This window comes from Stutzerimonas sp. FeSN7 (genome assembly GCF_030263795.1).
GTDB lineage: Bacteria > Pseudomonadota > Gammaproteobacteria > Pseudomonadales > Pseudomonadaceae > Stutzerimonas > Stutzerimonas stutzeri.
The window spans coordinates 4,459,707-4,476,828 of record NZ_JARPMN010000001.1; the positions used below are offsets into that span (position 1 = coordinate 4,459,707).

Genomic DNA, 17,122 nt, shown 5'->3' on the forward strand with positions numbered 1-17,122 from the left:
GACGCCATGTAGCATGGGTCGTCCGCTCCGAATGGGAGCCTTGCGGGCGTTGAGCGCACGCATCCGCAAGCGTCGAGCCCGTCGAGTCAACTGTCCAGCCCATCCAGCTGCCTCTGCAGAAAACGGCGTTCCGGCTCCAGCTGCACCAGCCGCAAGGCGCTGCGGTACGCCTCGCGAGCCTCGTCGAGGCGCGCCAGCTGGCGTAGCAGGTCGGCGCGGGTGGCGTGGCTGAGGTGATAGTCCTGCAGGTGCCCCTGGGCCAACAGCGCATCCACCAGCAGTAATCCCGCTTCAGCGCCGTCGCGCATGGCCACCGCCACCGCGCGGTTCAGCTCCACCACGGCTGACGGACTGAACTGCAGCAACACATCGTAGAGCCGCACGATCTGCGTCCAGTCCGTCTGCGCGGCGCTCGGCGCCTCGGCATGCACGGCAACGATGGCTGCCTGCAATGCGTAGGGGCCGAAGGCACGCGTGCTCAGGGCACGCTGCACCAGCAATGCGCCTTCAGCGATCTGCTGCCGATCCCACAGGCTGCGATCCTGCTCGTCCAGCCGCACCAGCTCGCCGTAGGCATCCGTGCGTGCGGCGCGCCGGGCATCATGCAGCAGCATCAGCGCCAGCAGCCCGGCGACCTCCACGTCGGGCAGCAGCTCGTAGAGCAGGCGACCCAGCCGAATGGCCTCGGCGCAGAGGTCGGCGCGGGTCAGCGATGCCCCGGCCGATGCCGAATACCCTTCGTTGAACACCAGGTAGATCACCCGCAGCACGCTCTCCAGGCGCGCCGGCAGTTCCGCGCGCTCCGGCACCCGATAGGGCAGCTGGGCATCGCGGATCTTCGCCTTGGCCCGCACGATGCGCTGGGCGATGGTGCTGGGCGGCGCCAGAAAGGCCCGGGCGATCTCCTCGGTGGTCAGATCACAGACCTCGCGCAGGGTCAGCGCCACGCGACCATCCGCCGGTAAGGCCGGATGGCAGCAGGTGAAGATCAGCCGCAGACGGTCGTCTTCCATCTCGTCCACCTCCGCCGCCTCGGCTGCGTCTTCCAGCTGCTCGGCCAGCAACCGCAGCGAGGCATCGAAGCGCGCCCGCCGGCGCAGGGCATCGATGGCCTTGAAGCGACCGGTGGACACCAGCCAGGCGCGCGGGTTGTCCGGGACGCCATCGCGTGGCCATTGCTGCAGCGCGGCGGCGAAGGCGTCTTGCAGTGCTTCCTCGGCACGATCGAAATCACCCAGCAGGCGGATCAGCGTGGCCAGGACCCGACGCGATTCGCGGCGGTAGACCGCCTCGACCTGCGCCGCCGCAATGGCTCCAGTGAGCGGCATGCTCAGCGCTGCGGCAGCTGGCGCAAAGGCCGGACCTCGACACAACCGAGGCTGGCTGGCGGAATCTTCGCCGCGATGGCCTCTGCCTCCCGCTGGTCAGCCGCCTCGATCAGGTAGAAGCCGGCCAGCTGCTCGCGGGTTTCGGCAAAAGGACCATCGACCACCGAAGTGATGCCATCGCGCACGCGCACCGTGCGAGCCGTGCGCACCGACTGCAGCGGTTCCCCGGCGAGCATATGCCCGCTGGCACGCAGCTCCTCGCCACAGCTCAGGCAGCGCGCAACCAGCGCCTGCCACTGTTCATCGGTCAGCGCATCCACGCGCTGCTCGTCGTAATAGATCAGACACAGGTATTTCATGGCGAGGCTCCGGCTGCTGGGGACGCAGAAAAGCTAGCAGCCGGGAGCAAAGCCTGCCCGATCGAACGACGAAGCTCCGCAGCGCTCAACCGGCCTGCTGCGCCGCCGGAGGTGTCGACGACATGCATACCTGGCCGGTCTCCATGTCGAAGGGCATCGAGAAGTGCTCATGGATGACCTTCCAGTCGCCGCCGCGCCGCGCCCAGACACGGGTGCCGCGCATCCACGCGCTCTGCATCTCGCCTTCGGCGTTGGGGCCACCGCAGTGGCTGAGCATGCGGCTGCAGGCCAGCTCGCCGCCGACGTCCACGTGCAGCTCGTGGGTCTCGAAGAAGCCTTCGCCCTGGCAGAACTCGAAGCAGCGCTGCCAGTGCGCGCGGTACTCGGGCACGCCCTTGAACTGCAACGCGCCCACAGCATCGAAGGCGACCACCTCCGGCGCGTACTGAGCCATGATCCGGTCGAGATCCTTGGCGCCAATGGCCTGCTCGAAGTCTTCGTGCAGCTGGCGAATGGCGGTTTCATCCTGACGGGTTTCGGTGTTCATGTCCGTCTCCTGTGATCGGGTTGAACGGGTGGGTTCAGCCAGTAGTCGTTCGGCGCGCCCATGGATCGACAGGCCGGGCGAATCTTTTTTTTCAGAAGACCGACAGGCGACGGGCCGCGGGCCAGACGCCTTGGCATGCCTAGCGCGCCGCCATGGCACGGCACCGCCAGGCGGAATACAGTTGCGAATTGTTATCCTTTATATACGATAGTGGCTCTCAGATGGCACAGGCTCGCATCGCCAGCCGAGCCGTCCTCCGCCACCTACAGTCCAATGCCCGGTCAGGTCCGTCATGCCCACTCTTCGCTTCTCGCGTAAAACCGCACTGCTGCCCGTTTGCCTTGCCGCCAGCTTCGCTGGCTCGCCGCTCATGGCCCAGGAACAACTCGAAGAGGGAGCACAGAGCAGTGCGGCCGAGCCGGTCGAGCTGCAATCGGTGGAGATCACCGCCAGCGCCGACGCCTCTGCAGACGGGCTGACCCAACCCTACGCCGGCGAACAGGTCGCCCGCGGCGGGCGTGTGGGTATTCTCGGCAACCGCGATTACATGGAAACGCCGTTCACCTCGACGTCCTATACCTCGCAGCTGATCCAGGATCAGCAGGCTCGCAGCGTGTCGGACGTGCTGCAGAACGACCCCTCGGTGCGCGTTGCCCGCGGCTTCGGCAACTTCCAGGAGCTGTACGTGGTGCGCGGTTTCCCGGTGTACTCCGATGACATTTCCTACAACGGCCTTTATGGCCTGCTACCGCGCCAGTATGTAGCCGCCGAGTTCATCGAGCGGGTGGAAGTGTTCCGCGGCGCCAACACCTTCCTCAACGGCGCAGCCCCAGGTGGCAGCGGCATTGGCGGCGCGATCAACATCCTGCCCAAGCGCGCGCCGAACGAGCCGCTGACGCGACTGACCGTCGGTGCCGAAAACGGTGGCCAGGCCATGACCCACGCCGATATCGCCCGTCGCTTCGGCGAAGAGGAGCGCTTCGGTGTGCGCCTGAACGCGGCCAAGCGTGCCGGCGAGACCACGGTCGAAGACGAGGATCGCATCCTCGACATGTTCGCCCTTGGCCTCGATTACCAGGGCGACAACTTCCGCCTCTCCGGTGACATCGGTCACCAGTACCACTTCATCGACCAGCCACGACCGAGCGTCACGCCGAGCGGTGGCATTCCCAGCGCGCCGGATGCCGACGACAACTTTGCCCAGCCTTGGACCTACTCGAAGGAGAAGCAGACTTTCGGCACCTTCCGCGCCGAATTTGACTTCTCCGATGCCGTAACCGGCTGGCTCGCAGCCGGCGTGCGTGAGGGCGAGGAAAAGAATCGGTTGGCAAGCATGACTGCAGGCAGTTCGGGCGCCGGCACCTTCTACCGCTTCGACAACGTACGTGAGGAGGAGGTATTCACCAGCGAAGTGGGCCTGCGCGCCCGCGGCAGAACTGGCGACGTGTCCCACGAATGGGTGATGTCGGCAGCCATGTTCGATCTGGAAGCCCGCAACGCCTACGCCATGTCGGGCAACTATGCAGCAGATATCTACCGGCCGTTCGCCGCCGCGATGCCGGATGCTGTCTGGCTGGGCGGCTCGATGTCTAACCCCAACGTCACAGAGCGAACCCACACCCAGAGTCTGGCCATCGCCGATACCCTGGGCTTCATGGATGACCGTCTGTTGGTCACCCTTGGCGCCCGCCGCCAGGGCATCGAAGCCAAGAGCTACGACTACAACAGCGGTGACCGTTTGCCTTCCTACAACCGCTACAAGAACAGCCCGGTCGCCGGCGTGGTGTATCAGCTGACCGACGAGCTTTCGGTCTATGCCAACTACATCGAAGGCTTGGTCAAAGGTGATATCGCACCGGTTACGAGCGGAGGCGTCACGATCAACAATGCTGGCGACGCCTTGGAGCCTTACGTTTCGAAGCAGACCGAAGTCGGTATCAAGTATGACGGCGGTAACCTCGGCGGCAGCCTGGCCGTGTTCACCACTGACCGGCCATTCAGCACCGTTGAAGGTATCGAAACCATTGGCGGCGTCACGAGGGGCGTCTATACCGACGGCGGCGAGCAGCGCAACCGCGGTATCGAGCTGTCGGTGTTCGGTGAACCGACCTACGGTGTGCGCCTGCTGGGCGGCCTGACGTTGCTCGATGCAGAGCTGACCAGCACCCAGGACGGCGTCAACGAAGGCAACCGCGCCATCGGCGTGCCACGCACCCAGGCCAATATCGGCGGTGAGTGGGACGTACCCGGCAGCAATGGCCTGACCCTGACCAGCCGTGTCGTCTACACCAGCAGCCAGTATGCCGATACGGCAAATGATCTCGAAATCCCTTCCTGGACCCGCCTGGACCTTGGCGCCCGCTACCGTATGGTGATCGACGAGCGTGACGTGACCCTGCGTGCCCGCCTGGACAACGTGACCGGACGCGACTACTGGGCCTCGGTGGGCGGCTATCCGAACGCCAACTACCTCGTCCTCGGCGCCCCGCGCACCCTGTCGGTCAGCGCCACGGTCGACTTCTGATGCAGGCAGCCACGCTTCGTCGCTGGGGCTGGGTCCACAAGTGGTCCAGCCTGGTCTGCACGCTGTTTATCCTGATGCTGTGCCTGACCGGCCTGCCGTTGATCTTCTCGCATGAGATCGATCACCTGACCGGCAACGAGATCGAGGCGCCGGCGATGCCCGAAGGCACGCCGCGCGCTCCGGTCGATCAGGTGGCTGCCAAGGCGGTCGAGGCCTATCCAGGGCTGGTGCCGCTGTATTTCTTCGCCGAAGAAGACGATCCGGATGTCTGGTACGTCAAACTCGATACCCGCGTCGATACCGATGAAAGCGGGTCGACGCTGATCCTCTCCGACGCCCGCACGGCCGAGGTACTGGGCGCGCCGAACTTCGACGAGGGGTTCATGAGCATCATGTACCGCCTGCACGTCGACCTCTACGCGGGGCTGGCGGGCAAGCTGTTCCTCGGCTTCATGGGCCTGCTGCTGATGGTGGCGATCATTTCCGGCGTGGTGCTCTACGCGCCCTTCATGCGCAAGCTGCGCTTCGGCGAAGTGCGTCAGGAACGCACCGCCCGCACCCGCTGGCTGGATCTGCACAACCTGCTCGGCATCGTCACCCTGGTCTGGGCGCTGGCGGTGGGCTTCACCGGGGTGATCAACACCTGGGCGGACCTGATCTTCCAGGCCTGGCAGGCCGAACAGGTCGCCGCCCTGCAGGCCGGCAAGACCCGCGTGTTGCTGCCGAAGGACGCCAGTGATGCACCGGCCGCGGACGGCTCGCTGCAGACTGCCGTCGACCGTGTACTGGCCGCCGCGCCGGGCATGGCGGTGGCGATGATCGCCTACCCCGGTACCCTGCGCGCCACGCCGGAGCATGTCGCGGTGATGCTGCATGGCGACACACCGCTGACCTCGCGTCTGAGCCAGGCGCTGCTGGTCGACCCCGCCAACGGCGAGGTGCTGGAGGCCAGCGCGCGGCCCTGGTACGTCACCACGCTGCAGCTGTCCGAGCCGCTGCACTTCGGCGACTACGGCGGCCTGCCGCTGAAGGTGCTCTGGGCGCTGCTGGATATCCTCACCATCGTCGTGCTCGGCAGCGGCCTGTACCTCTGGCTCAAGCGCGGCGCGACCGAGGTGCGCACATGATGCGCATCTGGTTGTGGCCGGTGGTGATCGCCGTGTTGTCCGCCGCCGGACTGATCGCCGGCCTGGTTTCCGAAGGCGCCGGCGACTGGCTGAGCTGGCTGGCGCTGGCAGCACCGGTCGCCGTCGGCGTGCATGGCCTGACCCGCTGCGGCGCCCGGGCTCAGGCGCGCAGCGACGATTTCAGGGGCGCAGCACCTCGGCGAGCTGATCGAAGCTGAACGGCTTGGGCAACGAACGCGCCGGCAGGCGGCTGTCGATACGGCCCTCGCCGGAGACGAAGACCAGTCGCAGCCACGGCTGGGCCTTCAGCGCCTCGGCAGCGAATTCCGGGCCCGAGCGGCCGGGCAGGTTGACGTCCAGCAGCAGCTGGTCGAAACGCTGCTCGTGCAGCGCCTTTGCCGCCGTTTCCGCGTCCGGATAGCCGCGCACGCCGTAACCCAGCTCCTCAACCATCTCGCAGGTCAGCGTCAGCAGCTGCGGCTGGTCCTCCACGACCATCACCCACTGCCGCGGCGCGGTCTTGTCGTCCCCATGCTGGGCACCCAGCAGCTGACGCACCTTGCGCGCCAGGTCTTCCTGCCGGTAGGGCTTGCTCAGCAGCTCCACGCCGGGGTCCAGGCGCCCGCCATGAACCACCGCATTGCGCGTGTAGCCGGACGTGAACAGCACCGCGACGTCCGGCTGCAGTAGCCGTGCCTGGCGCGCCAGTTCGGTGCTGCTCAGCGGCCCGGGCATGACCACGTCGGTGAACAGCAGGTCGATACCGATGCCGCTCTGCAGGATGCTCAGGGCGCTCTGCGCATCGTTGGCACGCAACACCGAATAGCCGAGACCGGTAAGCAGTTCGATCACCGTGGCCTGTACGGGCAGGTCATCCTCCACCACCAGAATGGTTTCGCTGCCGCCCACCACCGGGCCGACGGTGGCTGGCAGCGCCTGTACTTCGGGCTGCTCGGTACGCGGCAGGTAGAGCTTGACCGTGGTACCCGAGCCCGGCTCGCTGTAGAGGCGGATATGCCCGCCACTCTGCTTGGCGAAACCGTAAGCCATGCTCAGGCCCAGGCCGGTACCGTGGCCTTCCGGCTTGGTGGTGAAAAAGGGTTCGAAGGCCTGCTCGATGATCTCGGCAGGCATGCCGATGCCGGTGTCGGACACCGCCAGCAGCACGTACTGACCGGGCGTCACGTCGGCCTGGGTGCCCGCATAAAGTTCGTCGAGCATGGCGTTGCCCAATTCCAGGGTCAGCTTGCCGCCCTCGGGCATGGCATCGCGAGCATTGATCGCCAGGTTGAGCACCACCTGCTCGAGCTGGTGTGGATCGACCATGGTGGTCCATAGGCCGCCGGCGACCACGGTTTCGATCTCGATGTGCTCGCCGATGGCCTGGCGCAGCAGCTCGTCGAGATCGCGCAACAGCCGGCCGAGGTTGGTCGGTTGCGGCCGTAGCGGCTGGCGGCGGGCAAAGGCCAGCAGCTGGCGCGCCAGCTTGGCACCGCGTTCGACTGCCGAGCTGGCAGCATCGACGCGCTTGGCCGCGCTGCGGTGCTCCTCCACCAGCGGCTGCAGCAATTGCAGATTGCCGGCGATCACCTGCAGCACGTTGTTGAAATCATGGGCCACGCCGCCCGTGAGCTTGCCGATGGCCTCGAGCTTCTGCGACTGGTACAGCGCCTGCCGGCTCAGCTCCAGCTCGCGGGTGCGTTCCTCGACCAGTTCCTGCAGCCGCTCGCTGGAGCGCTGCAAGGCCTGCTGCGCCAGCACCTGGGCGGTGACGTCATGACCCTGGCAGAAAATACCGGTGACCCGCTCGTCCTCGCTGAATACCGGCTGGAAAACGAAGTTGAGGTAGCGTCGCTCGGCCTTGCCACCGGTCTGCGGGCGCACGCGCACGGCGAGGTCACGGCCGAGATAGGGCCGCCCGGTAACGTAGACCTGCTGCAGCAGCTCGGACAGCGCACGGCTCTCCAGCTGCGGAAAGGCCTTGAATGCCGGGCGGCCGAGCAGTTCGCGGGCACCAACCAGCTGATGGAAGGCGCGGTTGGCGATCTTCAGTTCGTGGCGCGGCCCTTCGGTGATGGCGATGAAGCCCGGTGCCTGGTCGAACAGCCGCTGCAGATGCGCGCGCTCCTCGTCGAGTCGGCGCCCGTGCAGCTCGCTGGCGCGGCGCTCGGCCACCAGTGCCGACACATCGCGCAGGGTCAGGGCAGCGCCCACCACGGCACCATCCGCCGCACAGACCGCGGCCACGACGATCTCCAGGGCGCGGCCGCTGACGGCGTCCTCGTGCTGCAGCGTCTGCGTCGTGTCGCAGTCCAGCGCGCGTGCCAGCGCCTGGCCCAGCTCCGGGCTCCAGAACGGCAGACCACTCGCGGTACGACCCAGCACCTCGGCGCGCGCGAGACCGAACAGCTCGGCCGCGCCGGCACTCCAGTAGAGCACCGCGCCGGCCCGGTCGAGGCCGACGATCGCATCGCGCGCGGCATCGATGAAGTGATGCAGATAGAGCTCCGCCGTTGGCAGCGGCCGCCTGCTCGACTGACTGCCGTGCACCGTGGCATTGGCCCGGTCCAGCGTGGTCCGCAGACGCGCCCGTCGCCGCACGCTGGCCAGCGCCTGATCGAGCTGCTGTTGTGGATTGGCACCCAGGTTGACGATGGACCAGTGGGGCCCGAGCAGGGGCGCCGGGCCCAGCGCGCGGTGCAGCGCGTCGGCTTCGCCATCCTCGCTGAGAAAGAGGATCTGCGCCGTTTTCCAGTGGTTGCGCAGCTGTCGCGCCAGGGTCACCGGGCGCGGCAGAGCGGCCGCCAACAGCACCAGCGCCGGCTGTTCGTCGTCCGGCGGCAATGCACCGGCATCCAGGCGGCTCAGCTGCAGGCCGTGCGCCGCCGCCCACCGGGCGACCTGCTCATGCAGGCCGCTGTCATCGACCTCCAGCAGCGCGACCCGATCGAGCAGCAGGTCGCTCATAGCAGCGGCACCCCCAGCAGACTGCGGCCTGTCCAGAGTTTGAGCAGCCCGGTGGTGGGCGTCATCACGTGGCCGGCGCGGGCATCCCGCAGCAGCCGGGCAGCACGGCTGTTTTCCCGATAGGCCGCCCCACCGCACAGCGTCATCGCCTCGTTGGCCAGGCGTACCGCCGTCTCCGCCGCTTCGGTCTTGCACGCCAGAATGTACGGCAGCGCCTCGGGATGCGCGGCATCGCCACGGCGTGCGGCCTCACGCACCAACGCGCGGGTTTTCACCAGATCGGTCCAGAGTTCGCCATAGCGCACCTGCAGCGTCTCCACGTCGCGCAGGGACTCGCCGGAATGACTGTAGCGACGCGAGTGCAGGTGCAGGCCCGCCTCGTCCAGCGCAGCCTGGGCGATGCCCAGGTAGGTGCCGGCCATGGCCATGAGAAAGAACGGTGCCACCACCTCGAAGACATACCAGACCTGGTCGCCCGGCTCGCCCAGCAGGTTGCGCGCCGGCACCCGTACCCGATCGAGCTGCAGCGGTCGCGACGAGTTGCCGCGCATTCCGAAACCGGCCCAGGCATCCAGCCAGTGCATACCCTCCCCGCCCTTGTCGACGATCAGGCAGCTGAAATCCCCGGCTTCGGCGCCGGCCGCCACGGTGGATACCACGTAGGAATCGGCATGCCCGCCATTGGTGACGAACTGCTTGGTGCCCTCGACGATGAAATCCTCGCCGTCGGCATCCAGGCGGGTCTCCGGCAGATAGAAATGCGCACCGGTGCCCTGCTCGGACAGCGCCAGGGTGGTGACATGCCGGCCCGCGGCAATTTCCTTCAGGTAGTGCTCGCGCTGATGGTCGGTGGCCTTGGCGGCGATCACCGCAGTGGCCACGCAATGCATGCCATAGCACAAGGCAGAGGACGGACAGGCACGGGCAATGGCTTCGGTGAGCACGCACAGGCCCAGCAGCCCCTGACCCAGCCCGCCCTGATCCACCGGAACCTGCAGGCCGAGCAGGCCGGCCTCGGCGAGCGCGCGCATGGAATGGGCCGGCCAGCGACACTCGGCGTCGACCTCGGCGGCCAGGGGCGCGATGACATTTTCTGCCAGATCGGTGGCGATGCTCTGCAATTCGACCAGCTGAACGGGGAGCAAATGGTCCATGAGTCTTCCTGGAATCTTGGGGAGGCCGGCATCCACCCAGCCGAATATCTGACCGTTTTGGTCGGATCTTGTTCGAACGCGGCGGCTCCATGTGGGGAGCGCCACGTGAGATTGGCGGTCATAGTGGCATGACTTCTTCGACAAAGGGCAAGCGGCCCATGCGCCTTCGACTCGCACTGGCTCTGCTGACCGGGGCATTGCTGGCCAATGGCGCCCAGGCCGAGAGCAACGACATGCAGATCCTGATCGGCAGCTACACGCATGACAGCGACAGCCCCGGCGTGCTGCGCCTGCGCTTCGACCCCTCGCAGGGACGGCTCGAGCCGGAGCCGCTGCAGGCGCTGACGAGCCACAACCCCTCCTGGCTGGTGCTGGACGAGCGACGCGGGCGGCTCTATGCCACCCATGAGAACGGCCCGGCCCATGCCGATCCGGTCGGTCGCGTCGGCGCCTGGCAGCGCGACGCCAAGGGCGACTACCAGCCCATCGGCCAGGCCATCAGCCTCGGCGATGAGCCCACCCACGCCAGCCTGAGCGCCGATGGCCGCTACCTGTTCGTCAGCAACTATGGCTCGCGACCCAACCCCGGCGGCAGCCTGGCGGTGCTGCCGCTGGACGAGGATGGCCGCCCCTTGCCGGTCACGCAGATCGCTGCGCATCAGGCCAGCGGCGTGCACCCCGAACGCCAGGCATCGCCTCACGTGCATTCGGCGGTGCCCAGCCCGGACGGCACGCGCCTTCTGGTCAGCGACCTGGGCGCCGACCGGGTGTTCGTCTACCGCTACGACCCGAGCCATGCCGAACGCCCGCTGCGGCCGGATGAGCCAGCCAGCATCGAGCTGCCCGCGGGCAGCGGCCCGCGCCATCTGGTGTTCCATCCCAATGGCAAACACGCCTACCTCGCCCTCGAACTGAGCGCCCAGGTGGCTGGCTTCGATTACACCAATGGCACCTTGACCCGCCGGCAACTGCTGGACCTCAAAGAGTCCGATAGCGAAGTGCGTCATTCACCCGGCGCGATCCACACCTCGGCCGATGGCCGCTTTCTCTATGTCAGCGACCGCGGCGACTACAACCACATCATCGTCTTCGCCATCGAGGCCGACGGCACGCTGCGCGAAATCCAGCGCCGCCCGAGCGAAGGCCGCGAACCGCGGGAGTTCGCCATCACGCCGGACGGTCGCTTCATGCTGATCGCCAATCAGCTTAGCGATGCGCTGGTGGTGATCCGCCGCGACCCGGAGAGCGGGAAGCTCGGCGAGACGTTGCAGACCCTGGCGGTCGGGCGGCCTTCGGATATCAAGCTGCTCACGCCGAACTGATCCGCGACGTTTCAGGACAGCCAGCAGGCGACCCGGTCGCGCCCTGAATTAAGCCGATGGCGGCATCAACGCCCGGCAAATGCGTCGAGCGTGACGTCGATCACCCCGCGCGCGTTCAGCGCTCCGGCTGCTCGCCATCGGGCAGTGCCTCTTCGTCGCTCACCTCCTCGGCCATACCCGGCGGCACGTTGTAGGCGCCGCCCGGCACGTCGCTTTCGCTGCCGCCGGCGACATCCCCATGAGTGGTGGTGGTTTCGGGATTCTGTTCGTGGGCATCGCCGCTCTGATCGATGGACTCGATGCTCTCGCGGCCCGGTTCGCTCTGGCTCATCAGCAGTTCCTCGTTCGTCGCCGCACCCCGGCCGATCCGGAGCGCCATGGTTTTTAGGATGGCGGGGCCGGCAGAAGGTGCAGGGCCGTGAGGCCATTTCTGGACCAATGGCCGCTCGGCGGCGCAGCTGAACTAATCCAGTGGCGGGGCAGCCAAAACTCAACTGGAACTGCCATAGAACAGAATCATGCAACTGACTTCCCGCAGCCTGCCGATCACCCCTGCCATCACCCCGGAGCCGGATCAGCCGTCACGGGCGCTGTATTTCGCCCTCGTCCGCGAGGTCGACGAGCACGCGCGGGAGAACGCCGCCGATTACCTGCGCACGCAGCTCGAAGCGGCCGCTGCCCTGCCCTGCGACCTGCCGGCGGACCCCGCCGATCTGGACGCCTGGGTGCTGCAGCGTACCGAGGCGGTCGGCCATCAGTACCAGGCCTACCTGGAACAGCGCCGGGTCGGCGGGCCGCGCCGCTATTTCCCGAGCAAGGCCCATGCGCTGCACTTTCTGCGTGGCGTGGCGCCGACCAAGCTGGTGGACGGTGCCTGGCTCTACGGCCTGTTGCAGCGGTGGGACGATGCGCGTTTCACCGCGCTGATCCAGACCTACCTGGAGGAGCTCGGCGACGGGCTGCCGGAGAAGAACCACGTGGTGCTCTACCGCAAGCTGCTGGCGAGTCAGGGTTGCGACGACTGGCAGGAGCTGGACGACGAACACTTCGTCCAGGGTGCCATCCAGCTGGCGCTGGCCGAGCACGCCGAGCAGTTCCTGCCGGAAATCATCGGCTTCAACCTCGGTTACGAGCAGCTGCCACTGCACCTGCTGATCACCTCCTATGAGCTGACCGAACTGGGCATCGACCCCTACTACTTCACCCTGCACGTCACCGTCGACAACGCCGACAACGGCCACGCGAAGAAAGCCGTGCAAGGTCTGCTGGATGCCTGGCCGCAGGTGGGCGACAGCGCCGAGTTCTATCGCCGCGTGCGCGATGGCTATCGCCTCAACGACCTGGGCGCCAGCACCGTCTCGGTGATCGGCAACTTCGACCTCGGCCGCGAGGTGCAGCGCATCTTCGAGAAGAAGGCCGCGGTCGGCCAGTTCGTCCATTCCGACTACTGCCGCTTCGAAGGCCGCACGGTCAACCAGTGGCTCGGTGAAGACGTCGAGCAGTTCCTCGCGGTGCTGGACAAGCGCGGCTGGATCAAGCGCGGCCACGACCCGCAGGAAAGTCGTTTCTGGCAGCTCATCGTCGGCGAACAGGCGCCCATGTTCGGAGTATTCAGCGCCTACGAGCAGCAGATGATCCATGACTGGATCGCCGACGACTGGCAGGCCGATGGCAAGCGCAGCCCGCGCGGTGCGTTGCTGCAGCGCCAGGCGCTGTTCAACGGGCGCCGCGCCGCCTCGGCGCCGGCCATGCCGCAACCCGCCGAACACGTCAGTGGCAACGATTTCGATGAGGAGCTGCAGCTGCTCGAACAGCAGGTCGCCCGCCTGCCCGACCGCGCTGCCCGCATGCGCCTGCTGCTGCCGCTGCTGGCGCCGCAACGCCATCACAGCGCCGCCGGCCTGCTGGCCACGCGGCTGTTCAACGGCCTGTTCAACTGAAAGGATCGATCAAGGAAAGCACCATGACCATGGACACTGCGCAGGACCGCGCATTGCTGCATCTGGGCCAGGCCCTGCGCGATCGCGGCTATCACTTCATCACGCCCACCCCGCTGACCCACGAACGGGTCAACCAGCGGCCGGAGAATGCGCTGGCCGACGACCTGCACGGGGTGTTCGGCTGGAGCCGGCCCTTCCAGCACGAGCTGCTGCCGGGCCCGCTGTTCAGCCTGATGGATCAGGCGCAGGTGCTGGAAGCCTGCGGCTCGCGCTGGCGTTCGAAGGTGCGGCTGTCGAGCCTCGACGGCCAGCTGTTCCTGCACTCGGCATTTCCCACCACCGCCAGCGACGCGGTGTTCTTCGGCCCGGATACCTACCGTTTCGCCAACGCCATCCGCTGCCATCTGAACCAGCACACCGGGATGATTCGCCGCGCCGTGGACATCGGCTGCGGCTCCGGCGCCGGGGCGATTCTCACCGCGCTGGCGCGGCCGCAGGCCGAGGTGCTGGCGGTGGACATCAATCCAGAGGCGCTGCGCCTGACGCACATCAACGCGGCGCTGGCCGGTGCCGACAACCTGCGCGCCCTGCACAGCGACCTGCTGAGCGCGGTGGACGGCGAATTCGATCTGATCCTGGCCAACCCGCCCTATCTGGTCGACGCCGACCAGCGCGCCTATCGCCACGGCGGTGGACCGCTGGGCGCCGGGCTGTCGCTGGCGATCCTCGATGCCGCGCTGCAGCGCCTGGCGCCGGGTGGAACGCTGCTGCTGTATACCGGCGTGGCGATGCTGGACAACCAGGATCCGTTCCTCGCGGAGGTGCGCCGACGCCTGCCGGGCGGCGCCTTCAGCTGGACCTATCGCGAGCTGGACCCGGACGTGTTCGGCGAGGAGCTACTCGGCGGCGCCTACGTCAAATGCGACCGCATCGCCGCCGTGGTGCTGGAAGTGACGCGACCAGCGAGCTGACAGCAGGGCGAAGGGTGGCCCGTGGATAACCCCGCCAGGCTTATCCACGCAACAAGCAAGCGCACGCAGTTCAGACCGGCAACAGCAGCAGGATCAGCGACAGGGTCAGCAGCGAGCCGAGCGTCGAGTACAGCACCACCCGCGATACCCGCGAGCCCTCGCGGCCATAGAACTCGGCAAGCATGTACGGCCCGGTGCCGGTCGGTAGCGCACTCAGCAGCAGCGCCGAATAGGCCCACAGGGTCGGTAGTTCGAACACCTGAAACGCCAGGTACCAGGTGATCAGCGGCTGTACCACCAGCTTCAACCCCACCAGCGGCCAGACGCCCTGCACCCGACCGGCCGGCTGTGGCTGGGCGAGGAACAGGCCCAGCGAGACCAGCGCACAGGGTGCCGCCGCTGCGCCCAACAACTTGAGCAGGGTGGCCAGCGGCACCGGCAGCTGTACACCGCCGGCAGCCCATAGCGCGCCGAGCATGGGCGCGATCACCAGGGGATTGCGCACCAGCGCCCCGCTCACCTTGCCCAGCGTGCGCAGCAGCCCCTGGCCGGCGTGCAGCCCGGTCTCCACGCAGGCCAGGGCGATGGCGAACAGCACGCACACGACAATGATCGAAGCGACCATCGCCGGCTGCAGTGCCTCGTCGCCGAGCACCAGCATGCACAGCGGAATCCCGACATAGCCGGTATTGGCATAGGACGCGCCCAGCGCATCCAGGCTGGCATCGACCAGCGGCTGCTTCTGCAGCAGGCGATACGCAAGGGTGAAGGCGAACACGCCAAGGCAGCCGATGGCGAAGGCGGCGATGAACCCCGGCTGCCAGAGCTGCTCCCAGGTGGAGGTGGCGACCACGCTGAACAGCAGTGCCGGCAGGCCCAGCCAGACCACGAAACGGTTGAGTTCCGAAGCGCCGGTCGGCCCCATGCGCCCACTGCGGCGGCACAGGTAGCCGAGCAGGATCAGGGCGAAGACGGGCAGGACAACGTTGATGACCGAAGACATGGGCTCTCATCTGAAGCGTCGTCGCTGAGCCCAGCGGGCGGACGACCGGAACTGCCGGCCACCTTAACAAAAACTTCGCCGAACCGAGAGCGCAGGCGCCCCGGCTCGGCGCAGTACGTCAGTGCAGCGAGGGCGAGTAGCCGTTGGGTTCGGCGCGGGCCGCAGCGAATTCCGCCTCGACGCAGCCGCGAGCCTGCTGCGTGCCTGCGGGGAAACCGCTGCGATCGCTGTAGTCCCACTCGACCACTGGCACCCGTTCGGCATCCAGACCCTTGGCGCAGCTCAGGTCCAGTGCGGTGATGCCGGCCACCGCACCGGCGGCGATGGCCGCATTGGCCGGCTCGTTGCCGTGTTCGATGCTCCAGCCGAGGCCGGCCAGGTCCAGCGCGTCACCGCCGATACGGCCGTAGATCCAGGGCTTGGGATCATCCGCCAGCAGAATGCCGACGCCGGTGGCGATTTCGCGCAGACCGCAGGCACGGATCACTCCATCGCTGCCGGGCATGCCGATGAAACGCGCGACCTGACGCGGCGCCACCAGCTGGACGACGCCCAGGCCGATGCTGAACCAGCCCAGTCCCCGCGCCAGCGAGCGCGCCGAATGGTTGGGCCGGGTGACTTGACGTGGAATGCTCATAAGACTCCTCGCTCGATATCGTGGCTCGGCCGATCCCTACTGCAGGGATCGCGACCGGTTCATGGCTTCAGCACCACCTTGATGCAGCCGTCATGCTTGTCGCGGAAGGTCTTGTACATCTCCGGGCCCTGCTCGAGGCTGACGCTGTGGGTGATGACGAAGCTCGGATCGATCTGCCCCTCCTGGATGCGGTTGAGCAGGTCGTCAGTCCAGCGGTTGACGTGGGTCTGGCCCATGCGGAAGGTCAGGCCCTTGTTCATCGCGGCACCGAACGGGATCTTGTCGATCAGCCCGCCGTAGACGCCGGGAATCGAGATGATCCCGGCCGGGCGGCAGACGTAGATCATTTCGCGCAGCACGTGCGGCCGGTCGCTCTCGAGCATCAGCGCCTGCTTGGCGCGGTCATACATCGAATCGATCGAACGCGCCGCGTGCGCCTCCATGCCCACGGAGTCGATGCACTTCTCCGGACCCTTGCCGCGGGTCAGCTCCTTGAGCCGCTCGAGCACGCTTTCCTCGTCGAAGTTGATGGTGATGGCGCCGCCGGCGCGGGCCATGGACAGCCGCTCGGGCACGTTGTCGATGCAGATGACCTGCTCGGCGCCCATCATGATCGCGCTGCGGATGGCGAACTGGCCGACCGGTCCGGCGCCCCATATCGCCACCGTGTCGGTGGGCTGGATATCGCACTGCGCCGCGGCCTGCCAGCCGGTGGGCAGGATGTCGCCGAGAAACAGCACCTGCTCGTCGGTCAGGCCATTGGGGATCACCACCGGGCCGACATCGGCGTAGGGCACGCGCACATACTCGGCCTGGCCGCCGGCATAGCCGCCGGTGAGATGGGTATAGCCATAAAGCCCGGCGGTGGTATGGCCGAACACCTTGTCGGCGATGTCCTTGTTGCGGTTGGTACGCTCGCAGACCGAGAAATTGCCGCGCCGGCACTGGTCGCATTCGCCGCAGACGATGGTGAAGGGCACCACCACGCGGTCGCCGACCTTGAGCTTCTTGTTCGCCGAGCCGACCTCCATCACCTCGCCCATGAACTCGTGGCCCATGATGTCGCCGTGCTGCATGCCGGGCATGAAGCCGTCGTACAGGTGCAGGTCGGAGCCGCAGATGGCGCAGGAACTGACCTTGATGATGGCGTCGCGCGGGTCTTCGATGGAGGGATCGGGGACGTGGTTGTCGCAGCGGATGTCGTGCTTGCCGTGCCAGCGAAGGGCTCTCATGGACAATCTCC

The 17,122-nt window shown here is 67.0% G+C and carries 15 protein-coding genes; 6 read left to right on the forward strand and 9 right to left on the reverse strand.

All coding sequences use genetic code 11. The features are described 5' to 3' along the window. Positions 1-86: 86 nt before the first annotated feature. The 3 genes from P5703_RS21280 to P5703_RS21290 all read right to left on the reverse strand — a co-directional run bounded on the left by P5703_RS21280 (position 87) and on the right by P5703_RS21290 (position 2,234). Positions 87-1,328, reverse strand: coding sequence for an RNA polymerase sigma factor (locus P5703_RS21280; protein WP_048328198.1), 1,242 nt, complete (start codon positions 1,326-1,328; stop codon positions 87-89). A 2-nt stretch (positions 1,329-1,330) separates the two neighbouring features. Beyond that, positions 1,331-1,687: a YciI family protein gene (locus P5703_RS21285; protein ID WP_011911395.1), complete on the reverse strand. Its 357-nt coding sequence runs from the start codon at positions 1,685-1,687 to the stop codon at positions 1,331-1,333. Positions 1,688-1,772: 85 nt separating this feature from the next. Further along, on the reverse strand, positions 1,773-2,234 hold the full coding sequence (locus P5703_RS21290; RefSeq protein WP_095461220.1) for a YybH family protein: 462 nt from the start codon (positions 2,232-2,234) through the stop codon (positions 1,773-1,775). A gap of 292 nt (positions 2,235-2,526) precedes the next feature. On the opposite strand from P5703_RS21290, the gene P5703_RS21295 reads away from it, so the two are divergent. The 3 genes from P5703_RS21295 to P5703_RS21305 are packed head-to-tail and all read left to right on the forward strand — an operon-like array spanning position 2,527 to position 6,103. After that, positions 2,527-4,758, forward strand: a complete 2,232-nt coding sequence (locus tag P5703_RS21295) for a TonB-dependent receptor (protein ID WP_285589630.1) — start codon at positions 2,527-2,529, stop codon at positions 4,756-4,758. After that, entirely contained in the window at positions 4,758-5,885 is a 1,128-nt protein-coding gene (locus P5703_RS21300; RefSeq protein WP_095460381.1) for a PepSY-associated TM helix domain-containing protein, read from the forward strand. The genes P5703_RS21295 and P5703_RS21300 overlap by 1 nt, the downstream gene beginning before the upstream one ends. Next, positions 5,882-6,103, forward strand: coding sequence for a hypothetical protein (locus P5703_RS21305; RefSeq protein WP_013981345.1), 222 nt, complete (start codon positions 5,882-5,884; stop codon positions 6,101-6,103). Before P5703_RS21300 ends, P5703_RS21305 begins: the two co-directional genes overlap by 4 nt. On the opposite strand, the gene P5703_RS21310 is transcribed toward P5703_RS21305, so the two are convergent. Both P5703_RS21310 and P5703_RS21315 read right to left on the reverse strand, forming a co-directional pair. After that, entirely contained in the window at positions 6,066-8,852 is a 2,787-nt protein-coding gene (locus P5703_RS21310; protein WP_011911391.1) for a response regulator, read from the reverse strand. The genes P5703_RS21305 and P5703_RS21310 overlap by 38 nt on opposite strands. Continuing rightward, complete coding sequence (locus P5703_RS21315; protein WP_041755198.1) at positions 8,849-10,006, reverse strand: acyl-CoA dehydrogenase family protein; 1,158 nt, start codon at positions 10,004-10,006, stop codon at positions 8,849-8,851. The genes P5703_RS21310 and P5703_RS21315 overlap by 4 nt, the downstream gene beginning before the upstream one ends. Before the next feature lie 158 nt (positions 10,007-10,164). Between P5703_RS21315 and P5703_RS21320 the strand changes: the two genes are divergently transcribed. Further along, the gene (locus P5703_RS21320) at positions 10,165-11,328 is read left to right on the forward strand and encodes a lactonase family protein (protein ID WP_020308004.1); all 1,164 of its coding nucleotides are present in this window, start codon (positions 10,165-10,167) and stop codon (positions 11,326-11,328) included. Between the two features lie 115 nt (positions 11,329-11,443). On the opposite strand, the gene P5703_RS21325 is transcribed toward P5703_RS21320, so the two are convergent. Continuing rightward, positions 11,444-11,659: a hypothetical protein gene (locus P5703_RS21325; RefSeq protein WP_014595411.1), complete on the reverse strand. Its 216-nt coding sequence runs from the start codon at positions 11,657-11,659 to the stop codon at positions 11,444-11,446. Between the two features lie 187 nt (positions 11,660-11,846). On the opposite strand from P5703_RS21325, the gene P5703_RS21330 reads away from it, so the two are divergent. Both P5703_RS21330 and P5703_RS21335 read left to right on the forward strand, forming a co-directional pair. After that, a complete protein-coding gene (locus tag P5703_RS21330; protein WP_095460380.1) occupies positions 11,847-13,268 on the forward strand; it encodes an iron-containing redox enzyme family protein in 1,422 nt (473 codons plus the stop codon). Positions 13,269-13,291: 23 nt separating this feature from the next. Beyond that, entirely contained in the window at positions 13,292-14,239 is a 948-nt protein-coding gene (locus P5703_RS21335) for a N5-glutamine methyltransferase family protein (protein WP_126527099.1), read from the forward strand. Between the two features lie 70 nt (positions 14,240-14,309). On the opposite strand, the gene P5703_RS21340 is transcribed toward P5703_RS21335, so the two are convergent. The 3 genes from P5703_RS21340 to P5703_RS21350 all read right to left on the reverse strand — a co-directional run bounded on the left by P5703_RS21340 (position 14,310) and on the right by P5703_RS21350 (position 17,111). Continuing rightward, positions 14,310-15,242 (reverse strand): AEC family transporter, encoded by a 933-nt coding sequence (locus tag P5703_RS21340; RefSeq protein ID WP_011911386.1) that lies wholly within the window; start codon positions 15,240-15,242, stop codon positions 14,310-14,312. A gap of 118 nt (positions 15,243-15,360) precedes the next feature. Further along, positions 15,361-15,879 carry a hypothetical protein gene (locus tag P5703_RS21345; RefSeq protein WP_045158144.1) on the reverse strand — a complete coding sequence of 173 codons (519 nt, stop codon included), beginning with the start codon at positions 15,877-15,879 and terminating at the stop codon, positions 15,361-15,363. Between the two features lie 59 nt (positions 15,880-15,938). Further along, the gene (locus tag P5703_RS21350; protein ID WP_011911384.1) at positions 15,939-17,111 is read right to left on the reverse strand and encodes a zinc-dependent alcohol dehydrogenase; all 1,173 of its coding nucleotides are present in this window, start codon (positions 17,109-17,111) and stop codon (positions 15,939-15,941) included. Between the last annotated feature and the right edge of the window lie 11 nt (positions 17,112-17,122).